Here is a 19,973-nt window from a genome sequence, read left to right as displayed (position 1 = left end):
CCGGACAAATCACACCCACGGGGAACCCCCTTTGAAACTTCCATACGAATGGCAGATCGGCTGGCGGTATACACGCGCAAGCAAGCGCGCCAGCCGCAACAGCTTCATCTCTTTCATTTCGCTCATTTCCATGCTCGGCATTGCGCTGGGGGTGGCGGCGCTGATCATCGTGCTTTCGGTTATGAACGGCTTCCAGAAGGAAGTGCGGGACCGCATGCTGTCGGTGCTGGCGCATATCGAAGTGATGGCGCCGAACAGTCTGCCGGACTGGCAGCGTACCGCCAATGAGGCGATGCAGAACAAGGAAGTCATCGGCGCGGCGCCCTACGTGGGCGCGCAGGCCATGATCACGCGCGACGAGGCGGTGCGCGGCGTGCTGCTGCGCGGGGTGTCGCCGGCGGACGAGCCGAAGGTGTCGGACATCGCCAAGGACTTTAAGTCGGGCGCGATCGACGATCTGAAACCCGGCGAATTCGGCATCGCCCTGGGCAGTCAGCTCGCCAATGGCCTGGGCGTGCATCAGGGGGACAAGGTCACGCTGGTGGCGCCGCAGGGCACCATCACCCCGGCCGGCGTGTTGCCGCGCCTGAAGCAGTTCACCGTGACGGGCATCTTCGAATCGGGCCACTACGAGTTCGACAGCTCGCTGGCACTCGTAAACATGGAAGACGCCGAACGCCTGTTCCGCCTCGATGGCCCGACCGGCGTGCGCCTGAAGCTGGTCGACATGGACCGCGCCCCGCAGGTCGCCGAAGCCCTGTCGCGCACGCTGTCCGGCGAGCTGTATATCCGCGACTGGTCGCGCCAGAACCGCAACTGGTTTGCCGCCGTGAAGACCGAAAAGAAGATGATGTTCATCATCCTCACGTTGATCATCGCCGTGGCGGCGTTCAACCTGGTGTCGACGCTGGTGATGACGGTGACGGACAAGCAGGCCGACATCGCCATCCTGCGCACCATGGGCGCACAGCCGGCGTCGATCATGAAGATCTTCATCGTGCAGGGCGTGGCGATCGGGTTTATCGGCACGTTGCTGGGCGTGGGTTTCGGCACGCTCGTCGCTTACAACATCGACGTGATCGTGCCGTTCATCGAGCGTCTCTTCCACGTGCAATTCCTGCCGCGTGACATCTATTTCATCAGCGAACTGCCCTCGGACCCCCGCGTGAACGACATTGCGACCATTGGCGTCATTTCCTTCATCCTCGCGTCGGTGGCGACGCTGTATCCAAGTTGGCACGCCTCGCGCGTGAACCCGGCGGAGGCACTGCGCTATGAGTGAGGCCGTCATGACTTCCATGGAAGCGCCGGCCGCGGCGCCGCACGGTGTGGTAGTGCAGGCCGAAGGGCTGTCGAAGTCGTTCCGCCAGGGCGGCCTGAACGTCGATGTGCTCAAGGGTGTGGACATCCGCATCGGCGTAGGCGAGAAAGTCGCCATCGTCGGCGCGTCGGGCTCGGGCAAAAGCACGCTGCTGCATGTGCTGGGCGGGCTGGACGAGCCGACGTCGGGCCGCGTCTCGCTGCTCGGCAAGCCGTTCACGGCCATGAAGGAGCGCGAGCGCAATATGCTGCGCAACCAGGCGCTCGGCTTCGTCTATCAGTTCCACCATCTGCTGCCCGAATTCACGGCGCTGGACAATGTCGCAATGCCGCTGCGCATCCGCGGCGTGGAAGAGGCGCAAGCGCGTCACACCGCTCAGGCGATGCTCGAACGCGTGGGGTTGGGCCCGCGCACGGCACACCGTCCGGGCGAGCTGTCCGGCGGCGAGCGCCAGCGCGTGGCGATTGCGCGCGCGCTGGTCGGGTCTCCGGCTTGCGTGCTGGCTGACGAGCCCACCGGCAATCTCGACGATCACACCGCCGGTGAAGTGTTTGACCTGATGCTGGAACTCACGCGCACGCTGGGCACCAGCTTCGTCATCGTCACGCACGATATCGAGCTGGCCGGCCGTTGCGACCGCATCTTCCGCCTGCGCGACGGCCATCTGCACCAGGAGCGCTGATGGCCGCGCGACGCTGCGCTTCAGCGCACCCGATTGCCGTAGCGGATGGATTGCAACCGGCCCTCGACAAAGCGCAGCGTCGTCATGAACTGGCCTGGTCCGGGGTTGTACGTCCATTCTTCGATGTTGCCGCAGGAACTGTCGTTGCGCGACGCGCTGCAGAACGTGTCGCGCATGACCGGTTCCCCGCAGTTCTGCAGGACGTCGGCCTTGTTGTCGCCGGCTTTGACGATATAGCCGGTGCCACAGCGCAGGGTTTCCGCGTGGGCGGACAGGGTCGCCAGCGCCAGGGCGAGCGCTGCGCAGGTCAAGGGGGCTGTTTTCATCGGGTTGTGCGCGCACGGGCGCCAATATCAGAAATCGCGGATTCTAGGATCACCACCTTTCGGGTACGTTGCGTGCTTTTTCCAGCGCAGAACTGACCATGTGGATCGACACCCATTGCCACCTCGACGCCAGCGACTTTGATGCCGACCGTGACGCGGTCGTCGCGCAGGCGCGTGCGGCGGGCGTCAACCACATCGTCGTGCCGGCGGTGGCACGCTGGAATTTCGACACGGTGCGGGCACTGGCGCATCGGCATGCCGGTTGCAGTTATGCGCTGGGTATCCATCCGATCTACGCCGCGCAGGCCAGTGACGACGATCTGCTCGAACTGCGCCGTCAGGTCGCTGCGTCAATGGACGACCCGCGTTTCGTGGCCGTTGGCGAGATCGGCCTCGATTTCTTCATTCCCAATTACGACGTTGAACGGCAGAGCGCCGTGTTCCGCGCGCAATTGCGTATCGCACGTGAATTCGACCTGCCTGTGCTGATGCACGTGCGCAAGTCGCAGGATCAGGTGTGCAGCGCCGCCGCCAAAGCGGGCGTGCGCGGCATAGCGCATGCATTCAACGGCAGCCCGGAACAGGCGCGTCGCTTTGTCGATTCCGGCTTCAAGCTCGGGTTTGGCGGCGTCTTTACGTTTTCGCGGGCCAATCGCGTGCGTCGGTTGGCGCAGGAAATGCCGATCGAGTCGATCGTGCTCGAAACGGACGCGCCCGACCTGGCCCCCGCCTGGCTTGCCGACGACCAGTTCGGCGAGCAGAGCGCCGTGCGCAATGCGCCCACAGAAGTCGCTCGCATTGCCGACGCGATGGCGCAACTGCGCGGCATCTCCATTGAGGCGCTGGCCGACCAGGCACGCCGCAACAGCATCGACGCCATTCCCCGCCTGGCAGCGCTCCTGCAAGCCTGACGCCCGCACATGCGTCTCGGGTTGATCGGCTTTGTTGCCGGCTGCGTGGCATTGCAGATGCAGGCGACGCTGCCGCCGGTATGGCTGCCGCTTGGCGTGCTGGTGCTCTGTCTGTCGCTCGCGGCTGTCACGCGGCGTCGGCCGATGTTGTTTCCTGTGTTGTTCGTCGCCAGCACCATCGCCGTGGGCTTTGGCTGGAGCGGCTGGCGCGCGCAGCAGCGCTTGGCCGTCGCGCTCAGTCCTGCGTGGGAAGGCAAGGACATCATCGCGACCGGCGTGGTGGCCGAGCTGCCGCAGACCGGTGATGACGCCACGCGTTTTCTCTTCCACATCGAATCCAGCAATGCGGGTGATGCCGTGCCGCCCCGCGTGCGCCTGTCCTGGTATGGCGCACGGACGTGGAGCAACGCGGGCGAGGAAGATGCGAAGCCAGACCGACGTGCCGGCATCCCCGATCTGCAGCCCGGCCAACGCTGGCAACTGACGCTGCGCCTGAAGCGTCCGCACAGCCTGACGAACCCCAGCGGCTTCGATGGCGAATACGCGATGCTCGCCGACAACATCCGCGCCGTCGGCTATGTGCGCACAGGCAAGCGCGCACAGAACATCGCGCTGGATGAGGCGGGCACCGGTTTCGGCATTGGTGTGGAACGCTGGCGGGCCAGCGTGCGACGCCACATCCTCGATGCCTTGCCCGATGCGCGCTACGCGGCGGTGATCGTCGCCTTGGTGGTGGGCGACCAGAGCGGCATCCCCCGCGACGACTGGGACCTGTTCCGCCGCACCGGCATCAGCCACCTCGTCAGCATTTCCGGGCTGCACATCACGATGATCGCCGGGCTGTTTGCAGCGTTGTGGATGGCGCTGTGGCGTCGCTCGTTCGGACTGACGCGCTGGCTGCGTACGCCGTTGCCGCTACGCATGCCGGCACCACGCGCGGGCGCCATCGCGGCGATGCTGGCGGCGTTCGTCTACTGCCTGCTCGCCGGGATGGGCGTGCCGGCGCAGCGCACGCTGCTGATGTTGTCTACCGTCGCCATCGCCCGGCTGACCGATCGCAATGTGCCGGCCAGCCTCTCGCTGTGCTGGGCGGCGGCCGTGGTGGCGGTGGTGGACCCGTGGGCGGTCATGTCGGCGGGCTTCTGGCTGTCGTTCGGCGCGGTGGCGATCATCTTCATCGCCGCACAGATGGCGCTCGATGGTCATCGCAACGACAACGCAGACGGCTGGGTCGAACGCACGCGCCGCACGCTGGCTGGCGGCACGCGGATTCAGTTCGCGGTCACATTCGGGCTGTTGCCCTTGACGTTGCTGCTGTTCCAGCAGACCTCGGTCGTTTCCGCAGCGGCGAATGGGCTGGCGATTCCCGCGGTCAGTTTTGTGACGACGCCGTTGGCGCTGATCGGGGCGGCGCTTCCGGACCCGCTGGCGCAGCCGGTTCTGATGTTGGCCGAAGCGAGCTTCCGGTGGCTGGTCGTCTGGCTTGAATGGCTGGCGGCGCCGCGCTGGTCTGTGTGGGTTGCGCCGGTTGCGCCCATGTGGGCAGTGTTGCTGTCGATGGTTGCGGTGGCGCTATTGCTGCTGCCGGGTGGTCTGCGCGCATGGGCGTGGCGCGCGCAGGGTGCCTTGCTCCTCTTGCCGTTGGCGCTGGTGCGCGTCCCATTGCCATCGCCCGGCGAATTCCGGCTCGTGGCCTTCGACATCGGCCAGGGCGCGGCGGCCTTGGTCGAAACGGCCAACCACCGCCTGCTGTTCGACACCGGTCCCCGCTACGGCGACCATGCGGATGCCGCCGCCCGTGTCATCGCTCCCTACCTGCGAGCACACGGCGTGGAAGCGCTCGACACGCTTGTCGTCAGCCACGAAGACAGCGACCACGCCGGTGGCACCGAAACGGTGATCGGCGCGGTGCCGGTGCGCACCATGTTGGCGTCTTTGCCTCCCGGGCATGCCTTGCGCGGCACGGCCGATGCCAAAGACATCGGTTTTGCCGATTGTTTGGCTGGGCAAGCATGGACGTGGGACGGCGTTGAATTTGAGGTGCTGCACCCGCGCCGCGTGCCGGCTGAAAGCGAGCGCGTGTCCAGCAACGCCCGTAGTTGTGTGCTGCGTATCGCCAATGGCCGCCACGCTGCCTTGCTGACCGGCGATATCGAAGCCGCCCAGGAAAGCGCGCTCATCGCTGGGGAAACGCCTGAGCGACTGATGGCAGACATCTTGCTTGTGCCTCATCACGGCAGCAAGACAAGCTCCAGCGGCGCGTTCTTGGACGCGGTTTCTCCGCAGGTGGCGGTTTTCCAGGTCGGCTACCGCAATCGGTACGGACATCCGCATCCGCAGGTTTGGCAGCGCTACGTGGCGCGCGACATCGACGGTTTGCGCACGGACAAGACCGGTGCCGTCGTCATTCAGACCGACGGCGATGTGCTGGACATCCAGACCGCCCGCGCCATGCGGCCGCGGTACTGGTCTTCCGCACAGGAAGTGGAACCCCTGGCAACGGCCGCCGGCGCCTTCGACGCCCAGCCGTGAAAACTTGGTGGCACAACGGGTTGGCCCCATTGTGGGGGTTAAAACCGCTGTGCTATAAAAACCACGTGCCGCGTACATCGCGCGGCGCCGTCAGGGGAGAAAAGCATGGCAGTCCGGTTCTACGATGAAATGCTCAACTGGCATGACGGGGACCGCAGTCCCCATGCCGCCGAACCGGCCCCGGCAGCGCTCGTCCAGCAGGGCGAGGTTCGCAGCCACTACGGACGTTTCGCCGAATGGCTGGGCGCGCAATCCGCCACAACGCTGCAGAACAAGCGCGCCGAGGCGGACCTGATCTTCCGCCGGGTCGGCATCACCTTCGCGGTGTACGGCGACAAGGACGAATCGAACAGCGGCACCGAGCGCACGATCCCGTTCGACATCATTCCGCGCATCTTCCCCGCAAGCGAGTGGGCCACGCTCGAGCGCGGTCTGCGACAACGCGTTGATGCGCTGAACCGCTTCCTGCACGACATCTACCACGAGCAGAACATCCTGCGCGCGGGCGTCATCCCGCCCGACCAGATCTACAACAACGCCCAATATCGTCCGGACATGCTCGGCGTCAACGTGCCGCGCGACATCTACGCGCACGTGGCCGGCATCGACATCGTGCGCGCCGGCGAGGGCGAGTTCTACGTGCTGGAAGACAACCTGCGCGTGCCTTCCGGTGTGTCCTACATGCTGGAAAACCGCAAGATGATGATGCGGCTGTTTCCAGAGTTGTTCGCACGCAATCGTGTGGCGCCGGTCGCGCATTACCCCGACATGCTGCTCGACATGCTGCGCAGCGTCTCGCCGCAGAACATTGCCGACCCGACGGTAGTGGTGCTCACGCCCGGCATGTACAACTCCGCATATTTCGAACATGCGTTCCTGGCGCAGCAGATGGGCGTCGAGCTGGTGGAGGGGCACGACCTGTTCGTGCAGGACGACCATCTCTACATGCGCACGACGCAGGGCCCGCAGCGCATCGATGTCATCTACCGCCGTGTGGACGACGACTTCCTCGATCCGCTCGTCTTCCGGCCCGATTCCTCGCTGGGCGCAGCCGGCCTGTTGTCAGTCTATCGCGCGGGCAACGTCACCATTTGCAATGCCATCGGCACCGGCGTGGCAGACGACAAGTCGATCTATCCGTATGTGCCGGACATGATCCGCTTCTACCTGGGCGAGGAGCCGATTCTGAACAACGTGCCGACGTACATGTGCCGCCGGCCGGATGACCTGCAATACGTGCTGGACCACATGGGCGAACTCGTCGTCAAGGAGACGCACGGCGCGGGCGGCTACGGCATGCTGGTCGGCCCGGCTGCCACGCAGGAGGAGATCGCCGCTTTCCGCGAGGTGGTGAAGGCCCGCCCCGATCAGTACATCGCGCAGCCTACCTTGGCGCTGTCGACGTGCCCGACGTATGTGGAAGCCGGTATCGCGCCGCGCCACATCGATCTTCGGCCGTTCGTGCTGTCCGGCAAGGACGTGCGCATGGTGCCCGGCGGCCTCACGCGCGTGGCGTTGCGGGCCGGCTCGCTGGTGGTCAACTCATCGCAGGGCGGCGGAACGAAGGACACGTGGGTGCTGGAGCGTTGAACGTTCGCGCAGCGACGCAACCTGGCCATCGATCAATCGATCAGTCGATCCACCGCATATCGAATACGTAGAAGGGAACGCCATGCTCAGCCGCACCGCAGACCACCTTTTCTGGATGGCGCGCTACACCGAACGCGCCGAGAACACCGCCCGCATGCTCGACGTGAACTACCAGACCTCGCTGATGCCGCAATCGGCCGAAGTGGCGGAGCAGGGCTGGTGGGCAATGCTCGATATTTCCGAACTCACCCGGGTTTTTGCCGACCGATACGGCCTGCTTTCGCGCGACGACGTGATCGACTTCATGGTGCGCGACATGACCAACCCGTCGTCGATCATGAGCTGCCTGCGCGGCGCGCGCGAGAACGCCCGAGCCGTTCGCGGCTCCCTCACCACGGAGGTGTGGGAAACCATCAACACCACGTGGCTGGATGTGCAGCGCCTGATTGCCGAAGGCATGCTGCGCGACGATCCATCGCAATTCTTTGAATGGGTGAAGTTCCGCTCGCACCTGTCGCGCGGCGTGCAGGTCGGCACCATGCTGACGGATGACGCGTTCCAATTCATGCGGCTGGGGACTTTCCTGGAGCGCGCGGATAACACGGCCCGGCTGCTCGACGTGAAGTTCCAGTCGACGCCGACGCGCGATGAATCGGCCGCCGAGCAGGGCGACTTCTATCACTGGGCGGCCACGCTGCGTTCCGTGTCCGGCTTCGAGGTGTATCGCAAGATCTATCGCAACGTCATTACGCCGACGCGCGTGGCGGAGCTGCTGATCCTGCGCAGCGATATGCCGCGTTCCCTGCTGGCCAGCATGGACGAGGTGGTCAGCATTCTTTCCACCGTGCGCAACAGTCAATCGGCGGAGACGGAGCGGCGCGCTGGTAAACTGCACGCCGACCTGCGGTACGCCCGCATCGAAGATATCTTTTCGGTCGGCCTGCATGCCTGGCTGACCAACTTCCTGGAGCGGATTGGCGACCTGGGCAACGGCATCAGTCAGGATTTCCTGGTGCCGCTCGAAGTCGCATGACGCTGCAGGGCATTGTGCATACATCGGGGCGCCGCTTTCGGGCCGCGCCCGTGTCATCGTGAAATACCAAATTCGACATACGACGGTCTACCGTTATGCCGAGCCGCTACGCCATAGCGTGCATGAGCTGCGGCTGACGCCTCGCAGTGGCGAGCTGCAGCAGGTGGATAGCTGGCAGATCCACACGCCCGGCAACCTCACGCGCGCCACCGACGGTTTCGGCAACGTCGTCCATCACTTCACCCTCGGCACGCGTACGGGAGACGTCACCATCGAGGCGCGCGGCGTTGTCGAGGCGTTTCCTACGGGCGCCCCCGGCAGTCAACGCTTTGTCGATGCGCCGGGCCAAGGGCGCTATCGCGTTTCGCCGCTGTATTTTCTGACCGCCACGCCGCTGACTTCCGCGCCGCCGGAGATGGTCAACTTTGCGCGCGAGCACGCGCTGGTGCCGGGCGATGCTGAATCGGCGATGCGGCTGGCGCAGGCCATCGCCAAGCGCGTGCGCTACAAGCCGAACACCACGCATGTCGGTACGGCCGCTGCGGAGGCATTTGGTCTGGGCGCCGGCGTGTGCCAGGACCAAGCCCAGGTCATGGTCGCCTGCTGCCGCGCGCTGGGCGTGCCGGCGCGCTACGTGAGCGGCTATTTCCATGCCGTCGGGGAAGAAGACCTGGCCAGCCACGCCTGGGCCGACGTGTGCCTCGACGCCGAATCGCACACCTGGTGCAGCATCGACGTCACTCACCAGTGCTTTACCGATACGCGGCACATCCGCCTGGCGGTCGGGCGCGATTATCAATCGGCTGCGCCGGTGCGCGGCGTGCGGCAGGGCGGCGGTGCGGAGACGCTCGACGTCCGTATTTCCATCGAGCCGCTGCCCGTCGAGGCTGTCGGCGTGAATTGAGCACCTCTTCCAAGCGCGCGGATGGGTTCCGACCGGCGCGCTAGAATGCCCCCAACCCACCGTTTCCGTTTGTCGTTTCGCCCATGACCTATTGCGTCGCCATGCGCCTGGACGCAGGCCTTGTGTTCCTGTCCGACTCCCGCACGAATGCGGGTGTGGATGCCATTTCCACATTCCGCAAGATGACCGTCTTCGAGCGCGAAGGCGATCGCGTCATGGTGCTGCTGACGGCTGGGAATCTGGCGATCAGCCAGGCCGTGCGCCAAGTGTTGACCGAAGCACGCGGCAAGCCGCGCTCGCTGTGGACGGCGCGGGACATGTTCGAGGCCGCCACGATCGTCGGCGAAGCCGTGCGCGATGTCTATGACCGCGACGCCGCGGCGCTGGCCAAGGCCAAGATCGACTTCAATGTCAGCATCATCTTTGGCGGGCAGATCGGCGCAGAGCGGCCGCGCCTGTTCAACGTCTACGCGGCGGGCAACTTCATTGAGGCCACGCCCGAGAACTGCTACTTCCAGATCGGCGAGGCCAAGTACGGCAAGCCGATCATCGACCGCGTGGTCAGCCCGGGGCTGCCGCTGGACGAAGCCGCGAAGTGCGCGCTCATCTCGATGGATTCGACGCTGAAGTCGAATATTTCGGTGGGGTTGCCACTGGATCTGCTGGTCTACGAAACCGACTCGCTGCGGGTGACGCGCTTTGTGGCCATCGACGAAGAGAATCCGTATTTCGCGATGATCCGCGGCACGTGGGGCAAGCGCCTGCGCCAAGTGTTCGCTGAAATCGAGGATCCGGATTGGGAAACCGGCACTTCGCCGTCGCACCCGTTGCGCCGGGAAGGGCATCCCTCCGCGGAGGTTGGGCCCGTGCGCATTGCGCCGCCCGCAGCCGAGGCGCCCGCCACGCCGGACCGCGCGCCCGGCCCCGCGTTGGAGCAGGTGTCGACGATCCAGCGCGTGGCCGGCGGATCCCAGAAGTCACGCTGAACGGCACGGGATCTGCAATGCGCGACGTGATGCTGTTTTCGCATGCCAACGGCTTTCCGGTCGGCACCTATCGCAAGATGCTCGGTGTGCTCGGTGATGAATTCGACATCCGTGCGGTGGAGCGCTTTGGGCACGATCCGCGTTTTCCGGTCACGCGCTCCTGGCCCGGCCTGGTGAAAGAGCTGCTGACAGAAATCGACGCGCAGGCCGAGCCTGTATGGCTGGTCGGCCATTCCTTGGGCGGCTTCCTGAGCCTGATGGCGGCGCTGCGCCGGCCTGAGCGTGTGCGCGGCGTTGTGATGCTCGATTCGCCGATCATCGCGGGATGGCGCGCCAAGCTGCTGCGCGTGGCGCAATGGCTCGACATCGACGAGAGCCAGTCGCCCGCCGCAGCGACTAAGAACCGGCGCCATCTGTGGCCCGACCTCGACGCCGTCTGGAGCCACTTCAAGGCCAAACGCAAGTTCGATCGTTGGGACGAAGACGTGCTGCGCGACTATGTCGAACATGGCACCGAGCCCACCGGCCGTGATCGCGAGCGCACACTGCGCTTCTCCCGCGAAATCGAATACCAGATTTACCGCACCTTGCCGACCAACATGGGGCGAAAGGTCGCGGGCGGCACGGCATTCCCGGTCAGCTTTGTGGCCGGCACCCGTTCGCGCGAGATTCGTCAGGTCGGACTGGGTGCGACGCGGCGCATCGTCGGCAGCAGGCTGCGCTGGATCGAGGGCAGCCACCTCTATCCGATGGAAAAACCGCTGGAAACGGCCGAGTTGATCCGCGAACTGATCGGCGAAATGCGCGCCAACGCAGGCGCCATGCGGCACGCCGCGTAGGCGAGACTGTTCTCGGGCAAATTCCACCGTTCTGTCACGGAGCGGAGGGGGGACCTTTGCTATAATCCGGCTTTCCCCGGCAAGCTAGGTCATGACCAAGTTCGTATTCGTTACCGGTGGCGTAGTGTCCTCACTCGGCAAGGGCATCGCCGCCGCCTCGCTCGCGGCCATTCTTGAGTCGCGCGGCCTCAAAGTCACCCTCCTCAAACTCGATCCTTACATCAACGTCGACCCGGGCACCATGAGCCCGTTCCAGCACGGCGAAGTGTTTGTGACCGAGGACGGCGCAGAAACCGACCTCGACCTTGGCCACTACGAGCGTTTCGTCTCGGCCAAGATGCGCAAGGCGAACAACTTCACCACCGGCCAGATTTACGAATCCGTGATCCGCAAGGAGCGTCGCGGCGAGTATCTCGGCAAGACGGTGCAAGTCATTCCGCATATCACCAACGAAATCCAGGCGTTCATCGAGCGCGGCGCCGCGGCATCGCACGACGGCAAGGCCGATGTGGCGATCGTGGAAATCGGCGGTACGGTCGGCGATATCGAATCGCTGCCGTTCCTGGAGGCCGCCCGCCAGATGAGCCTGCGCCTGGGCCGCAACCAGGTGGCGTTTGCGCACCTGACGCTGGTGCCGTTCATTGCCAGCGCCGGCGAGCTGAAGACCAAGCCGACCCAGCACTCGGTGCAGAAGCTGCGCGAAATTGGCGTGCAGCCGACCGCGTTGCTCTGCCGCGCCGACCGTCCGATTCCCGACGATGAACGCGCGAAGATTTCGCTCTTCGCCAACATGCCGCAGGACGCGGTCATCTCGGTGTGGGATGTCGACACCATCTACAAGATCCCGCAGATGCTCAACGAGCAGGGGCTGGATCGCATCATCTGCGAAGAGCTGCGTATCGAAGCGCCGCCGGCGGATCTGTCCGTGTGGGCACGCATGGTGCATACGCTGGAAAACCCGCAGCACGAGATCACCATCGGCATGGTCGGCAAGTATGTTGACCTGACCGAGTCGTACAAGTCGCTGATCGAGGCACTGCGCCACGCCGGCCTGCACACCTCCACGCGCGTCAATATCGAGTACATCGATTCTGAAGAACTCGAATCGGGTCACACGCAGGTGCTGGACACGCTCGACGCGGTGCTGGTGCCGGGCGGCTTCGGCAAGCGCGGTACGGAAGGCAAGATCCGCGCAATTCAATACGCCCGCGAAAAGGGTGTGCCTTACCTGGGCATCTGCCTGGGTATGCAGCTGGCCGTGATTGAATTTGCCCGCCATCTGGCTGGCATGAAGGACGCCAACAGCACCGAATTCAACGACGAGACCGAACACCCGGTGGTCGCGCTCATTACCGAGTGGCTGGATCGCGATGGCCGCGTCGAAAAGCGCTCGGCCGACTCCGACATGGGCGGCACCATGCGCCTGGGCTCGCAGCGCGTGCCGGTTCAGCCGGGCACCAAGGCGGCGGCGATCTACGGTGCGGAAGTCAACGAGCGCCATCGCCATCGCTACGAGGTGAACAACCACTACGTGCCGCAGCTGGAAAAGGCCGGGATGATCATCTCCGCGCGTACGCCGTCGGAAAACCTGCCGGAAATGATGGAGCTGCCGGCGTCGATGCACCCGTGGTTCGTCGGCGTGCAGTTCCACCCGGAATTCACCTCGACACCGCGTGACGGCCACCCGCTGTTCAAGGCCTACGTGGAAGCCGCGCTGGCGCATCACAACCAGACCGCGCAACGCGCTGTCGCCTAACGCGCTGGCGCACGGGAAATACGATGAAACTCTGCGATTTCGAAGTCGGCCTCGACAAACCGTTCTTCCTGATTGCCGGCACCTGCGTGATCGAATCCGAGCAGATGGCGATCGACACCGCCGGCACGCTCAAGGAAATCACCGGCGCGCTGGGCATTCCGTTCATCTACAAGTCGTCGTTCGATAAGGCGAACCGCTCGTCGGATGCTTCGTTCCGCGGCTTGGGCATGGAAGAGGGCCTGCGCATCCTGGCGGAAGTGCGTCGCCAGGTGGGCGTGCCGGTGCTGACCGACATCCACGCGATCGATGAGATCAAGCCGGTAGCGGAGGTCGTCGACGTCCTGCAGACGCCGGCGTTCCTGTGCCGCCAGACCGATTTCATCCGCGCCTGCGCGCAGAGCGGCAAGCCCGTCAACATCAAGAAGGGCCAGTTCCTCGCGCCGCACGACATGAAGAATGTCATCGACAAGGCGCGTCACGCGGCTCGCGATGCCGGCCTGCCGGAAGACAACTTCATGGCCTGCGAGCGTGGCGCTTCGTTTGGCTACAACAATCTCGTGTCGGACATGCGCTCGCTGGCGATCATGCGCGAGACGGGCGCACCGGTCGTGTTCGACGCGACGCATTCCGTGCAATTGCCGGGCGGCCAGGGCACCAGCTCCGGCGGTCAGCGCGAGTTCGTGCCGGTGCTGGCCCGGGCAGCTATTGCCACGGGCGTTGCGGGTGTCTTCATGGAAACGCACCCTGATCCCGCATGTGCGAAATCAGATGGCCCGAATGCCGTGCCGCTGCGCCGCATGAAAGACTTGCTGTCAGTACTGAAAGAACTGGACGCGCTCACCAAGCGCAGCGGTTTCCTGGAAAATCAGTTCGACTGATTCTTCCGACCATCGGCGGCTCCACCAGCCGCCGCTGTCGTTTTCGGTTCCGCTCAGTTCAGCTTTCGTTTTGGCTTCCGGAGAGAGACACATGGCCGCTGGCTACATCCTCGCGTACGTGGACGTGACAGACCCCGTGCAATACGAGCAATACAAGACGCTGTCGACCAAGGCCATGCAAGCGCATGGCGCCGAGCCGCTGGTGCGCGGCGGCAAGACCGAGCAACTGGAAGGCGAGTGGAACCCCACCCGCATCGTCGTGCTCAAGTTCCCGAGTTACGACGCTGCCAAGGCGTTCTACGACAGCGAGGAATATCTCGCTGCCCGCAATGCGCGCGCCAAGGCTGCCCACATGAACATGATCGTGGTCGAAGGCGTTTAAGCCGCCCGTCGATCTCGTAGCATTACCTGCTTTAAGACACCAAGAGGGATTTTCATGAGTGCCATCGTAGATATCATCGGTCGCGAAGTGCTGGACTCGCGCGGCAACCCCACCGTCGAATGCGACGTGCTGCTGGAATCGGGCGTGATGGGCCGTGCAGCGGTGCCGTCGGGTGCATCCACCGGCTCGCGCGAAGCCATCGAACTGCGTGACGGCGACAAGTCGCGCTACCTGGGCAAGGGCGTGCTCAAGGCCGTCGAGCACATCAACACCGAAATCTCCGAGGCCATCATGGGCCTGGACGCGTCGGAACAGGCGTTCCTGGACCGCACCCTGATCGACCTGGACGGCACCGAGAACAAGAGCCGCCTGGGCGCAAACGCCATGCTGGCTGTGTCGATGGCCGTCGCCAAGGCCGCTGCTGAAGAAGCCGGCCTGCCGCTGTATCGCTACTTCGGCGGTTCGGGCGCGATGCAGATGCCGGTGCCGATGATGAACATCGTCAACGGTGGCGCGCACGCCAACAACAGCCTCGACATCCAGGAATTCATGGTGATGCCGGTCGGCCAGTCGAGCTTCCGTGAAGCCCTGCGCTGCGGCGCCGAGATCTTCCACGCGCTGAAGAAGATCCTGGCTGACAAGGGCATGAGCACGGCCGTGGGCGACGAAGGCGGCTTCGCACCGAACTTCGCCAGCAACGAAGAGTGCCTGAACACCATCCTGTCGGCCATCGAGCAGGCTGGCTACAAGGCCGGCGAAGACGTGCTGCTGGCGCTGGACTGCGCCGCGTCCGAGTTCTACAAGGATGGCAAATACCACCTCGAAGGCGAGGGCCTGCAGCTGTCGTCGGAAGACTTCGCCAACTATCTGGCGAACCTGGCTGACAAGTTCCCGATCGTGTCGATCGAAGACGGCATGCACGAGAGCGACTGGGCGGGCTGGAAGGCCCTGACCGAGAAGCTCGGCAAGAAGGTGCAGCTGGTGGGCGACGACCTGTTCGTCACCAACACCAAGATCCTGAAGGAAGGTATCGAGAAGGGCATCGCCAACTCGATCCTCATCAAGATCAACCAGATCGGCACGCTGACCGAGACGTTTGCCGCCATCGAGATGGCCAAGCGCGCTGGCTACACCGCCGTGATCTCGCACCGCTCGGGCGAAACCGAAGACAGCACGATTGCCGACATCGCTGTTGGCACGAACGCTGGCCAGATCAAGACGGGCTCGCTGTCGCGTTCGGACCGCATGGCCAAGTACAACCAGCTGCTGCGCATCGAAGAAGACCTCGGTGATATCGCCAGCTATCCGGGCAAGTCGGCGTTCTATAACCTGCGATAATCCCTCGCAGTTTTGCTCCGCATGACTGTGCGACCGCCGCTCTGGCGGTCGCATGGTATTTGGAGCCCGAGTACCGCCAACGCTTGTCCCTATGCGCCTGATTACGCTGTTCCTGCTGCTGTTGCTGCTTGCCATCCAGTACCCGCTTTGGCTGGGCAAGGGTGGCTGGCTGCGCGTGTGGGACATGCAGAAGCAGGTGACGGCCCAGAATCAGCGCAATGCTGAACTGAAGCTGCGCAACACCAAGCTTGAAGGCGAAGTGAAGGATCTGAAGGAAGGCACGGGCGCCATTGAAGAGCGCGCGCGCTACGAGCTTGGGATGGTCAAGGACGACGAAGGCTTCGTGCAGTTTGTCGCGCCGGCCCCGAGAACCAGCGAAACCCCGCCACCACCGCCTCCTCCGGCGGGCCAGCAGGCGCATCACTGACGCTGCCATGCCAACGCGCCCGCAGGCGCGCTCGTGTTGAAGGCAACTCCCGGATTTACCAGTAGTACGGATAGCCCCAGACGGGTGCACCGTAGCTGACGCCCCAGCCCCCACGGTGGCGCCATCCGCTGCCGTAATACACCGAATAGCCTCCGTAGTACGGATACGGCGCGTAGTAGGGCGCGGCCGCATAGGCGCGCGCTTGGGCGTCACGCTGGATGGCCTGATCGGATTCGCGCAGCGCCTTGGCATTCAGCGCGTCCAGCTTCTTGCGCTCTTCTGGCGACAGCGGTGCCGGTGCCGCAGCCTGCGTATCGTCCGGCAGCCGGGCGGTGTAGGGTGTGCCGCCCGGGCCACGCGGTACCGCAACGCAGGCTGAGGCCAGTAGCGCCGCCCCGAGCGGCAACGCCAGCGCGGCAGCGCGTGAAAGAATCAACGATCGTAGGGACGAAGTCGTGGGTTCGGACATGGTGCGTTCCGCAGCAGGCGGCAGATGAGGTAACTGGCGACTTAGAGCGTGGGCGGCCCTGATAAGTGCCGCGAGCCACGCGTACTTCATACTATGTCGCCGTGTTCAGTGGCGCTGGTCGGATGCTTCCTGAATACCCTGCGCGACAGTTTCCTGTGCGAAGAGCTGCGCACAATCCACAGCGTCAAAGCTGTAGTGCTGGCCGCAGAATTCGCAGTCGATTTCCACCTTGCCGCGTTCTTCCAGAATGCTGTCGACTTCGGGTTGGCCAAGCGTACGAAGCATGGAGCCCACGCGCAGCCGAGAGCACGAGCAGCGGAAACGCGGGCTCTGCGGCTCGAACATGCGGATGCCGGCCGCTTCCATTTCTTCCCAGTACAGGCGCTTGATCAGCGTGTCGATCGGCTGCTCGAGCAGTTCGTCGCGGCGCAGCGTCTTACCGAGCTGGCAGACGCGTTCCCACGTGTCGAGGTCTTGCTCCTGCACGTCTTTATGCAGCGGCTGACCCGTCTCACCGACCTGCGCGGGCGCATGGCCAGTGCGACCTTCCATGGCCCCGCCATACGAAGGCAAGCGCTGCAGCAGCATGCCCGAGGCGACCTTGTCGTCAGCAGCGAGCCACAGGCGCGTGTCGAGCTGCTCGGAGCTTTGCATGTAGTGCTCAAGCACTTCGGTGATGCTCGCGAGCGGTCCGTTCTCGTCCGACAGCGGCACGATGCCCTGATACGGCTGCTGGCCCGGCAGCTTGTCTTGCGGATCCAGTGTGATGGCGAAGCGTCCATTGCCGTGCACGTTGACCATGGCGGCCAGCGTGGCGTCGTCGGCGATCTCAGCGCCTTCGGCAATCTTGGCGGTGGCGCGCATCGACAGGTCGGAGTTGCACTCGACGACCAGCATGTGCACCGGGCCGTCGCCGTGCAGCTGCATGACGAGCGCGCCATTGAACTTGAGGTTGGCCGACAGCAGCGCGGCGGCGGCCATCATCTCGCCCAGCAGTGTACTGACCGGGGCAGGGTAGCGGCGGCGGCCCAGCACCTCCTGCCACGTCCCTTCCAGGCGCACCAGTTCACCGCGCACGGGCGCGGCGTCGAATACAAATTTCTTCAGCTCGTCAGTCATCCATCGATCCGTTTCAGTTGCTGCTTGTACATCGCCTGTCGCACCGCATACGTTTCGGTGTTCAAGTGCATCTTGGCGATGTCGTCTTCCGTCAGTTTGCGCACGGCCTTCGCGGGCGCGCCCAGAATGAGCGTGCCGTCTTCGAAGACCTTGCCTTCGGTGACGATGGCGCCCGCGCCCACCAGGCAGTTCTTGCCGATCACCGCGCGATTGAGCACCACCGCCTGGATGCCGATCAGCGAGCCTTCGCCGATCGTGCAGCCATGCAGCATGGCCTGGTGGCCGATCGTTACGCGGTCGCCGATGTTCAGCGGGCAGCCCGGATCGGTGTGCAGCACCGAGCCTTCCTGCACGTTGCTGGCCTCGCCCACGGTAATCGGCTCGTTGTCGCCGCGGATGACGGCGCCGGGCCATACGCTCGCGCGCGCTTTCAGCTCCACGCGCCCGATGACGGTCGCTTCGGGGGCCACATAGGCGTTGGCGTCGATGGTCGGTGCAACATCGCCGAGTTGGTAGAGGGCCATGCGATCGGTCTCCAGAATCTGCGTAGGTGGGGGAAAAGGGCGCGTCTTCAAGCCTGCCGGGCAAGGCAGGCAGATGCGTCGAATTAAAATGGCGGAAAGTCCAAATTGTACGCTGATGACCGCTCCGCAACCTCGCCACCCAACGCCCGCTGACACGCTCCGTCATGCTGCCCTTGCCGCGCTGTGTCTCACCGATCCGGCCAGCAAGGTAGACGCCACGCTGCGTCTGGGCGAGTGGGCCAAGAGCGTCGACGCCGCGCGCTGGGGCATTGACGAAGCCATTGCGGCACCGGAAGGCGGTGTGCCGGGGCGGCCCGACGCTCCGGTGCTCGTGCCGCCTGCCGAGGTTCCGCGTCGCCGTGCGATCGATACGCCACGCGGTCGCGGCGCGCTGCTGCACGCGCTCGCGCACATCGAATTCAACGCCATCAATCTTGCGCTCGACGCCGTGTGGCGTTTTGCTGGCATGCCGGTGGCTTTCTACGAAGACTGGACGCGCGTGGCGGCGGAAGAGGCGACGCACTTTTCGCTGCTTTCGGCCCATCTGGCCACGCTCGGTTGCCGCTACGGCGATCACCCCGCCCACGACGGCCTCTGGCAAATGACGGAGAAAACCGCCGCCGATCCACTCGCGCGCATGGCGCTCGTGCCGCGCACGCTGGAGGCGCGGGGGCTCGATGCTTCACCGCCGATCCGGGCCAAGCTCGCGCAGGCTGGCGACATGGCGGCTGCAGGCATCCTCGACATCATCCTGCGGGACGAGATTGGCCACGTCGCGGTCGGCAACCGGTGGTACCGCTGGCTCTGCGAGCGCGCGGGGCTGGACCCCGTGCCGACGTATCGCAAGCTGGCCGAGCAATACGGCGCGCCGCGTCTGCGCGGGCCGTTCAACCTTGAAGCCCGGCGTCAGGCCGGTTTCGACGACGACGAGATTGCCGCGCTGGAAGCCTCGTTCTAAGCGCCACGGGCTTGTCCATCCGCCGCTATAATCGCCGGAAAAAGAACGATCGTTCGATTTATATTCGGTGACGGAAACCATGGACTCCACCACACAGCCTGCCGCACGTCAGGCCTCCCGCTCGACCTATCTGCCCGTGCGCGGCCTGCGCTACCACATCCGCGAATGGGGCGAGCCGGGGGCGCCCATCCTCTTCCTGTTTCATGGGTGGATGGATGTATCGGCATCGTTCCAGTTTCTGGTCGATGCGCTGCGCGAGCGCTGGCATATCGTGGCACCGGATTGGCGGGGCTATGGCCAGTCTGCCCGGCCCACCGATGCCCCCGGCGTCGAGAGCTACTGGTTCGCCGACTACGTGGCCGACCTTGAAGCCATCATCGATCACTATCAGCCGGAAGGGCAGGTGACGCTGGTCGGGCACAGCCTTGGCGCCAACGTGGTGTGCCTGTACGCGGGCATCCGGCCCGAGCGCGTTCGGCGCGTGGTGGATCTGGAAGGCTTCGGTATGTCGGCGTCGAAGGCGTCGCAGGCGCCGCGCCGCTATGCGCGCTGGCTCGATGAACTCAAGGACAAGCCGCGCCTGAACACCTACGCCACCGTTGAAGACGTCGCCGCGCGCCTCCAGAAAACGAATCCGCGTTTGCCGGCCGACAAGGCGGCATTCCTGGCGCAGCACTGGTCGAGCCGGAATGCCGAAGGCCGCTGGGAGATCCTTGGCGACCCGGCGCACAAGATCATCAATCCGCAGCTGTATCGGCTGGATGAGGTGATGGAAATCTGGCGCCGGGTCACCGCGCCCGTGCTGCACGTCGAGGCCGTCGATTCGCCCACGCTAAAAGCCATTGCAGGCGATGTGCCGCTGGCCGAATTCAAGACGCGCTTTGCGGCGTTCCCTGATTTCCGTGAGGTGCTGATTGCGGATGCGGGCCACATGCTGCATCACGACCAGCCGGAGCAGGTGGCCGCGCTGATTGAAGAGTTCTGCATGCAGCGTTGAG

At 64.6% G+C, this 19,973-nt stretch carries 20 protein-coding genes; 16 read left to right on the top strand and 4 right to left on the bottom strand.

All coding sequences use genetic code 11. From position 1 onward, the window contains the following. Nucleotides 1-31: 31 nt before the first annotated feature. A complete protein-coding gene (locus R2676_RS08100) occupies nt 32-1,282 on the top strand; it encodes a lipoprotein-releasing ABC transporter permease subunit (RefSeq protein WP_206275425.1) in 1,251 nt (416 codons plus the stop codon). Beyond that, the gene (gene lolD / locus R2676_RS08095; RefSeq protein ID WP_206275424.1) at nt 1,275-2,003 is read left to right on the top strand and encodes a lipoprotein-releasing ABC transporter ATP-binding protein LolD; all 729 of its coding nucleotides are present in this window, start codon (nt 1,275-1,277) and stop codon (nt 2,001-2,003) included. The genes R2676_RS08100 and lolD overlap by 8 nt, the downstream gene beginning before the upstream one ends. A gap of 20 nt (nt 2,004-2,023) precedes the next feature. Here lolD and R2676_RS08090 read toward each other — a convergent pair whose 3' ends face one another. Beyond that, on the bottom strand, nt 2,024-2,329 hold the full coding sequence (locus R2676_RS08090; protein WP_206275423.1) for a DUF2845 domain-containing protein: 306 nt from the start codon (nt 2,327-2,329) through the stop codon (nt 2,024-2,026). Nucleotides 2,330-2,427: 98 nt separating this feature from the next. Here R2676_RS08090 and R2676_RS08085 point away from each other — a divergent pair, with 98 nt between their 5' ends. The 12 genes from R2676_RS08085 (at nt 2,428) to ftsB (ending at nt 15,905) form a co-directional block, all read left to right on the top strand. After that, a complete protein-coding gene (locus R2676_RS08085; protein WP_206275422.1) occupies nt 2,428-3,240 on the top strand; it encodes a TatD family hydrolase in 813 nt (270 codons plus the stop codon). 9 nt (nt 3,241-3,249) lie between these two features. Then, complete coding sequence (locus R2676_RS08080) at nt 3,250-5,772, top strand: DNA internalization-related competence protein ComEC/Rec2 (RefSeq protein ID WP_206275421.1); 2,523 nt, start codon at nt 3,250-3,252, stop codon at nt 5,770-5,772. A 105-nt stretch (nt 5,773-5,877) separates the two neighbouring features. Continuing rightward, the gene (locus R2676_RS08075) at nt 5,878-7,362 is read left to right on the top strand and encodes a circularly permuted type 2 ATP-grasp protein (protein ID WP_027677712.1); all 1,485 of its coding nucleotides are present in this window, start codon (nt 5,878-5,880) and stop codon (nt 7,360-7,362) included. A gap of 82 nt (nt 7,363-7,444) precedes the next feature. Continuing rightward, nucleotides 7,445-8,395: an alpha-E domain-containing protein gene (locus tag R2676_RS08070; protein WP_102065042.1), complete on the top strand. Its 951-nt coding sequence runs from the start codon at nt 7,445-7,447 to the stop codon at nt 8,393-8,395. A gap of 58 nt (nt 8,396-8,453) precedes the next feature. Then, on the top strand, nt 8,454-9,299 hold the full coding sequence (locus R2676_RS08065) for a transglutaminase family protein (RefSeq protein WP_206275420.1): 846 nt from the start codon (nt 8,454-8,456) through the stop codon (nt 9,297-9,299). A gap of 83 nt (nt 9,300-9,382) precedes the next feature. After that, nucleotides 9,383-10,285: a peptidase gene (locus R2676_RS08060; RefSeq protein ID WP_027677709.1), complete on the top strand. Its 903-nt coding sequence runs from the start codon at nt 9,383-9,385 to the stop codon at nt 10,283-10,285. A gap of 17 nt (nt 10,286-10,302) precedes the next feature. Continuing rightward, complete coding sequence (locus R2676_RS08055) at nt 10,303-11,124, top strand: alpha/beta fold hydrolase (protein WP_206275419.1); 822 nt, start codon at nt 10,303-10,305, stop codon at nt 11,122-11,124. A gap of 91 nt (nt 11,125-11,215) precedes the next feature. Then, nucleotides 11,216-12,880 carry a CTP synthase gene (locus R2676_RS08050; protein WP_027677707.1) on the top strand — a complete coding sequence of 555 codons (1,665 nt, stop codon included), beginning with the start codon at nt 11,216-11,218 and terminating at the stop codon, nt 12,878-12,880. A gap of 23 nt (nt 12,881-12,903) precedes the next feature. After that, nucleotides 12,904-13,758, top strand: a complete 855-nt coding sequence (kdsA, locus tag R2676_RS08045; RefSeq protein WP_206275418.1) for a 3-deoxy-8-phosphooctulonate synthase — start codon at nt 12,904-12,906, stop codon at nt 13,756-13,758. A gap of 91 nt (nt 13,759-13,849) precedes the next feature. Then, nucleotides 13,850-14,140: a DUF1330 domain-containing protein gene (locus R2676_RS08040; protein WP_027677706.1), complete on the top strand. Its 291-nt coding sequence runs from the start codon at nt 13,850-13,852 to the stop codon at nt 14,138-14,140. Nucleotides 14,141-14,194: 54 nt separating this feature from the next. Next, nucleotides 14,195-15,478, top strand: coding sequence for a phosphopyruvate hydratase (gene eno / locus R2676_RS08035; RefSeq protein ID WP_009238483.1), 1,284 nt, complete (start codon nt 14,195-14,197; stop codon nt 15,476-15,478). A gap of 91 nt (nt 15,479-15,569) precedes the next feature. Beyond that, nucleotides 15,570-15,905 (top strand): cell division protein FtsB, encoded by a 336-nt coding sequence (gene ftsB / locus R2676_RS08030; RefSeq protein ID WP_027677705.1) that lies wholly within the window; start codon nt 15,570-15,572, stop codon nt 15,903-15,905. Between the two features lie 55 nt (nt 15,906-15,960). Here ftsB and R2676_RS08025 read toward each other — a convergent pair whose 3' ends face one another. The 3 genes from R2676_RS08025 to R2676_RS08015 form a co-directional block, all read right to left on the bottom strand. Further along, the gene (locus R2676_RS08025; RefSeq protein WP_092971531.1) at nt 15,961-16,374 is read right to left on the bottom strand and encodes a hypothetical protein; all 414 of its coding nucleotides are present in this window, start codon (nt 16,372-16,374) and stop codon (nt 15,961-15,963) included. Between the two features lie 105 nt (nt 16,375-16,479). Next, nucleotides 16,480-17,493 (bottom strand): Hsp33 family molecular chaperone HslO, encoded by a 1,014-nt coding sequence (hslO, locus tag R2676_RS08020; RefSeq protein ID WP_206275417.1) that lies wholly within the window; start codon nt 17,491-17,493, stop codon nt 16,480-16,482. Beyond that, nucleotides 17,490-18,017, bottom strand: a complete 528-nt coding sequence (locus tag R2676_RS08015; protein WP_004626140.1) for a gamma carbonic anhydrase family protein — start codon at nt 18,015-18,017, stop codon at nt 17,490-17,492. Before R2676_RS08015 ends, hslO begins: the two co-directional genes overlap by 4 nt. A gap of 88 nt (nt 18,018-18,105) precedes the next feature. Here R2676_RS08015 and R2676_RS08010 point away from each other — a divergent pair, with 88 nt between their 5' ends. Both R2676_RS08010 and R2676_RS08005 read left to right on the top strand, forming a co-directional pair. After that, nucleotides 18,106-18,975, top strand: coding sequence for a ferritin-like domain-containing protein (locus R2676_RS08010; RefSeq protein ID WP_410482484.1), 870 nt, complete (start codon nt 18,106-18,108; stop codon nt 18,973-18,975). 79 nt (nt 18,976-19,054) lie between these two features. Beyond that, nucleotides 19,055-19,972 carry an alpha/beta fold hydrolase gene (locus R2676_RS08005; RefSeq protein WP_102065049.1) on the top strand — a complete coding sequence of 306 codons (918 nt, stop codon included), beginning with the start codon at nt 19,055-19,057 and terminating at the stop codon, nt 19,970-19,972. Nucleotide 19,973: the final 1 nt, after the last annotated feature.

Origin of the sequence: Ralstonia flatus, from assembly GCF_958439105.1 — a bacterium.
GTDB lineage: Bacteria > Pseudomonadota > Gammaproteobacteria > Burkholderiales > Burkholderiaceae > Ralstonia > Ralstonia flatus.
Note: the sequence above shows the minus strand (reverse complement) of the source record. Positions and strands in the feature narration are given on the sequence as shown.

Bases quoted from the DNA above. Each gene is read 5' to 3' on its own strand.
- lolD (WP_206275424.1), top strand. From the start codon at position 1,275: ATGAGTGAGGCCGTCATGACTTCCATGGAAGCGCCGGCCGCGGCGCCG.
- R2676_RS08090 (WP_206275423.1), bottom strand. From the start codon at position 2,329: ATGAAAACAGCCCCCTTGACCTGCGCAGCGCTCGCCCTGGCGCTGGCG.
- R2676_RS08085 (WP_206275422.1), top strand. From the start codon at position 2,428: ATGTGGATCGACACCCATTGCCACCTCGACGCCAGCGACTTTGATGCC.
- R2676_RS08080 (WP_206275421.1), top strand. From the start codon at position 3,250: ATGCGTCTCGGGTTGATCGGCTTTGTTGCCGGCTGCGTGGCATTGCAG.
- R2676_RS08075 (WP_027677712.1), top strand. From the start codon at position 5,878: ATGGCAGTCCGGTTCTACGATGAAATGCTCAACTGGCATGACGGGGAC.
- R2676_RS08070 (WP_102065042.1), top strand. From the start codon at position 7,445: ATGCTCAGCCGCACCGCAGACCACCTTTTCTGGATGGCGCGCTACACC.
- R2676_RS08060 (WP_027677709.1), top strand. From the start codon at position 9,383: ATGACCTATTGCGTCGCCATGCGCCTGGACGCAGGCCTTGTGTTCCTG.
- R2676_RS08055 (WP_206275419.1), top strand. From the start codon at position 10,303: ATGCGCGACGTGATGCTGTTTTCGCATGCCAACGGCTTTCCGGTCGGC.
- R2676_RS08050 (WP_027677707.1), top strand. From the start codon at position 11,216: ATGACCAAGTTCGTATTCGTTACCGGTGGCGTAGTGTCCTCACTCGGC.
- kdsA (WP_206275418.1), top strand. From the start codon at position 12,904: ATGAAACTCTGCGATTTCGAAGTCGGCCTCGACAAACCGTTCTTCCTG.
- R2676_RS08040 (WP_027677706.1), top strand. From the start codon at position 13,850: ATGGCCGCTGGCTACATCCTCGCGTACGTGGACGTGACAGACCCCGTG.
- eno (WP_009238483.1), top strand. From the start codon at position 14,195: ATGAGTGCCATCGTAGATATCATCGGTCGCGAAGTGCTGGACTCGCGC.
- ftsB (WP_027677705.1), top strand. From the start codon at position 15,570: ATGCGCCTGATTACGCTGTTCCTGCTGCTGTTGCTGCTTGCCATCCAG.
- R2676_RS08025 (WP_092971531.1), bottom strand. From the start codon at position 16,374: ATGTCCGAACCCACGACTTCGTCCCTACGATCGTTGATTCTTTCACGC.
- hslO (WP_206275417.1), bottom strand. From the start codon at position 17,493: ATGACTGACGAGCTGAAGAAATTTGTATTCGACGCCGCGCCCGTGCGC.
- R2676_RS08015 (WP_004626140.1), bottom strand. From the start codon at position 18,017: ATGGCCCTCTACCAACTCGGCGATGTTGCACCGACCATCGACGCCAAC.
- R2676_RS08010 (WP_410482484.1), top strand. From the start codon at position 18,106: ATGGCGGAAAGTCCAAATTGTACGCTGATGACCGCTCCGCAACCTCGC.
- R2676_RS08005 (WP_102065049.1), top strand. From the start codon at position 19,055: ATGGACTCCACCACACAGCCTGCCGCACGTCAGGCCTCCCGCTCGACC.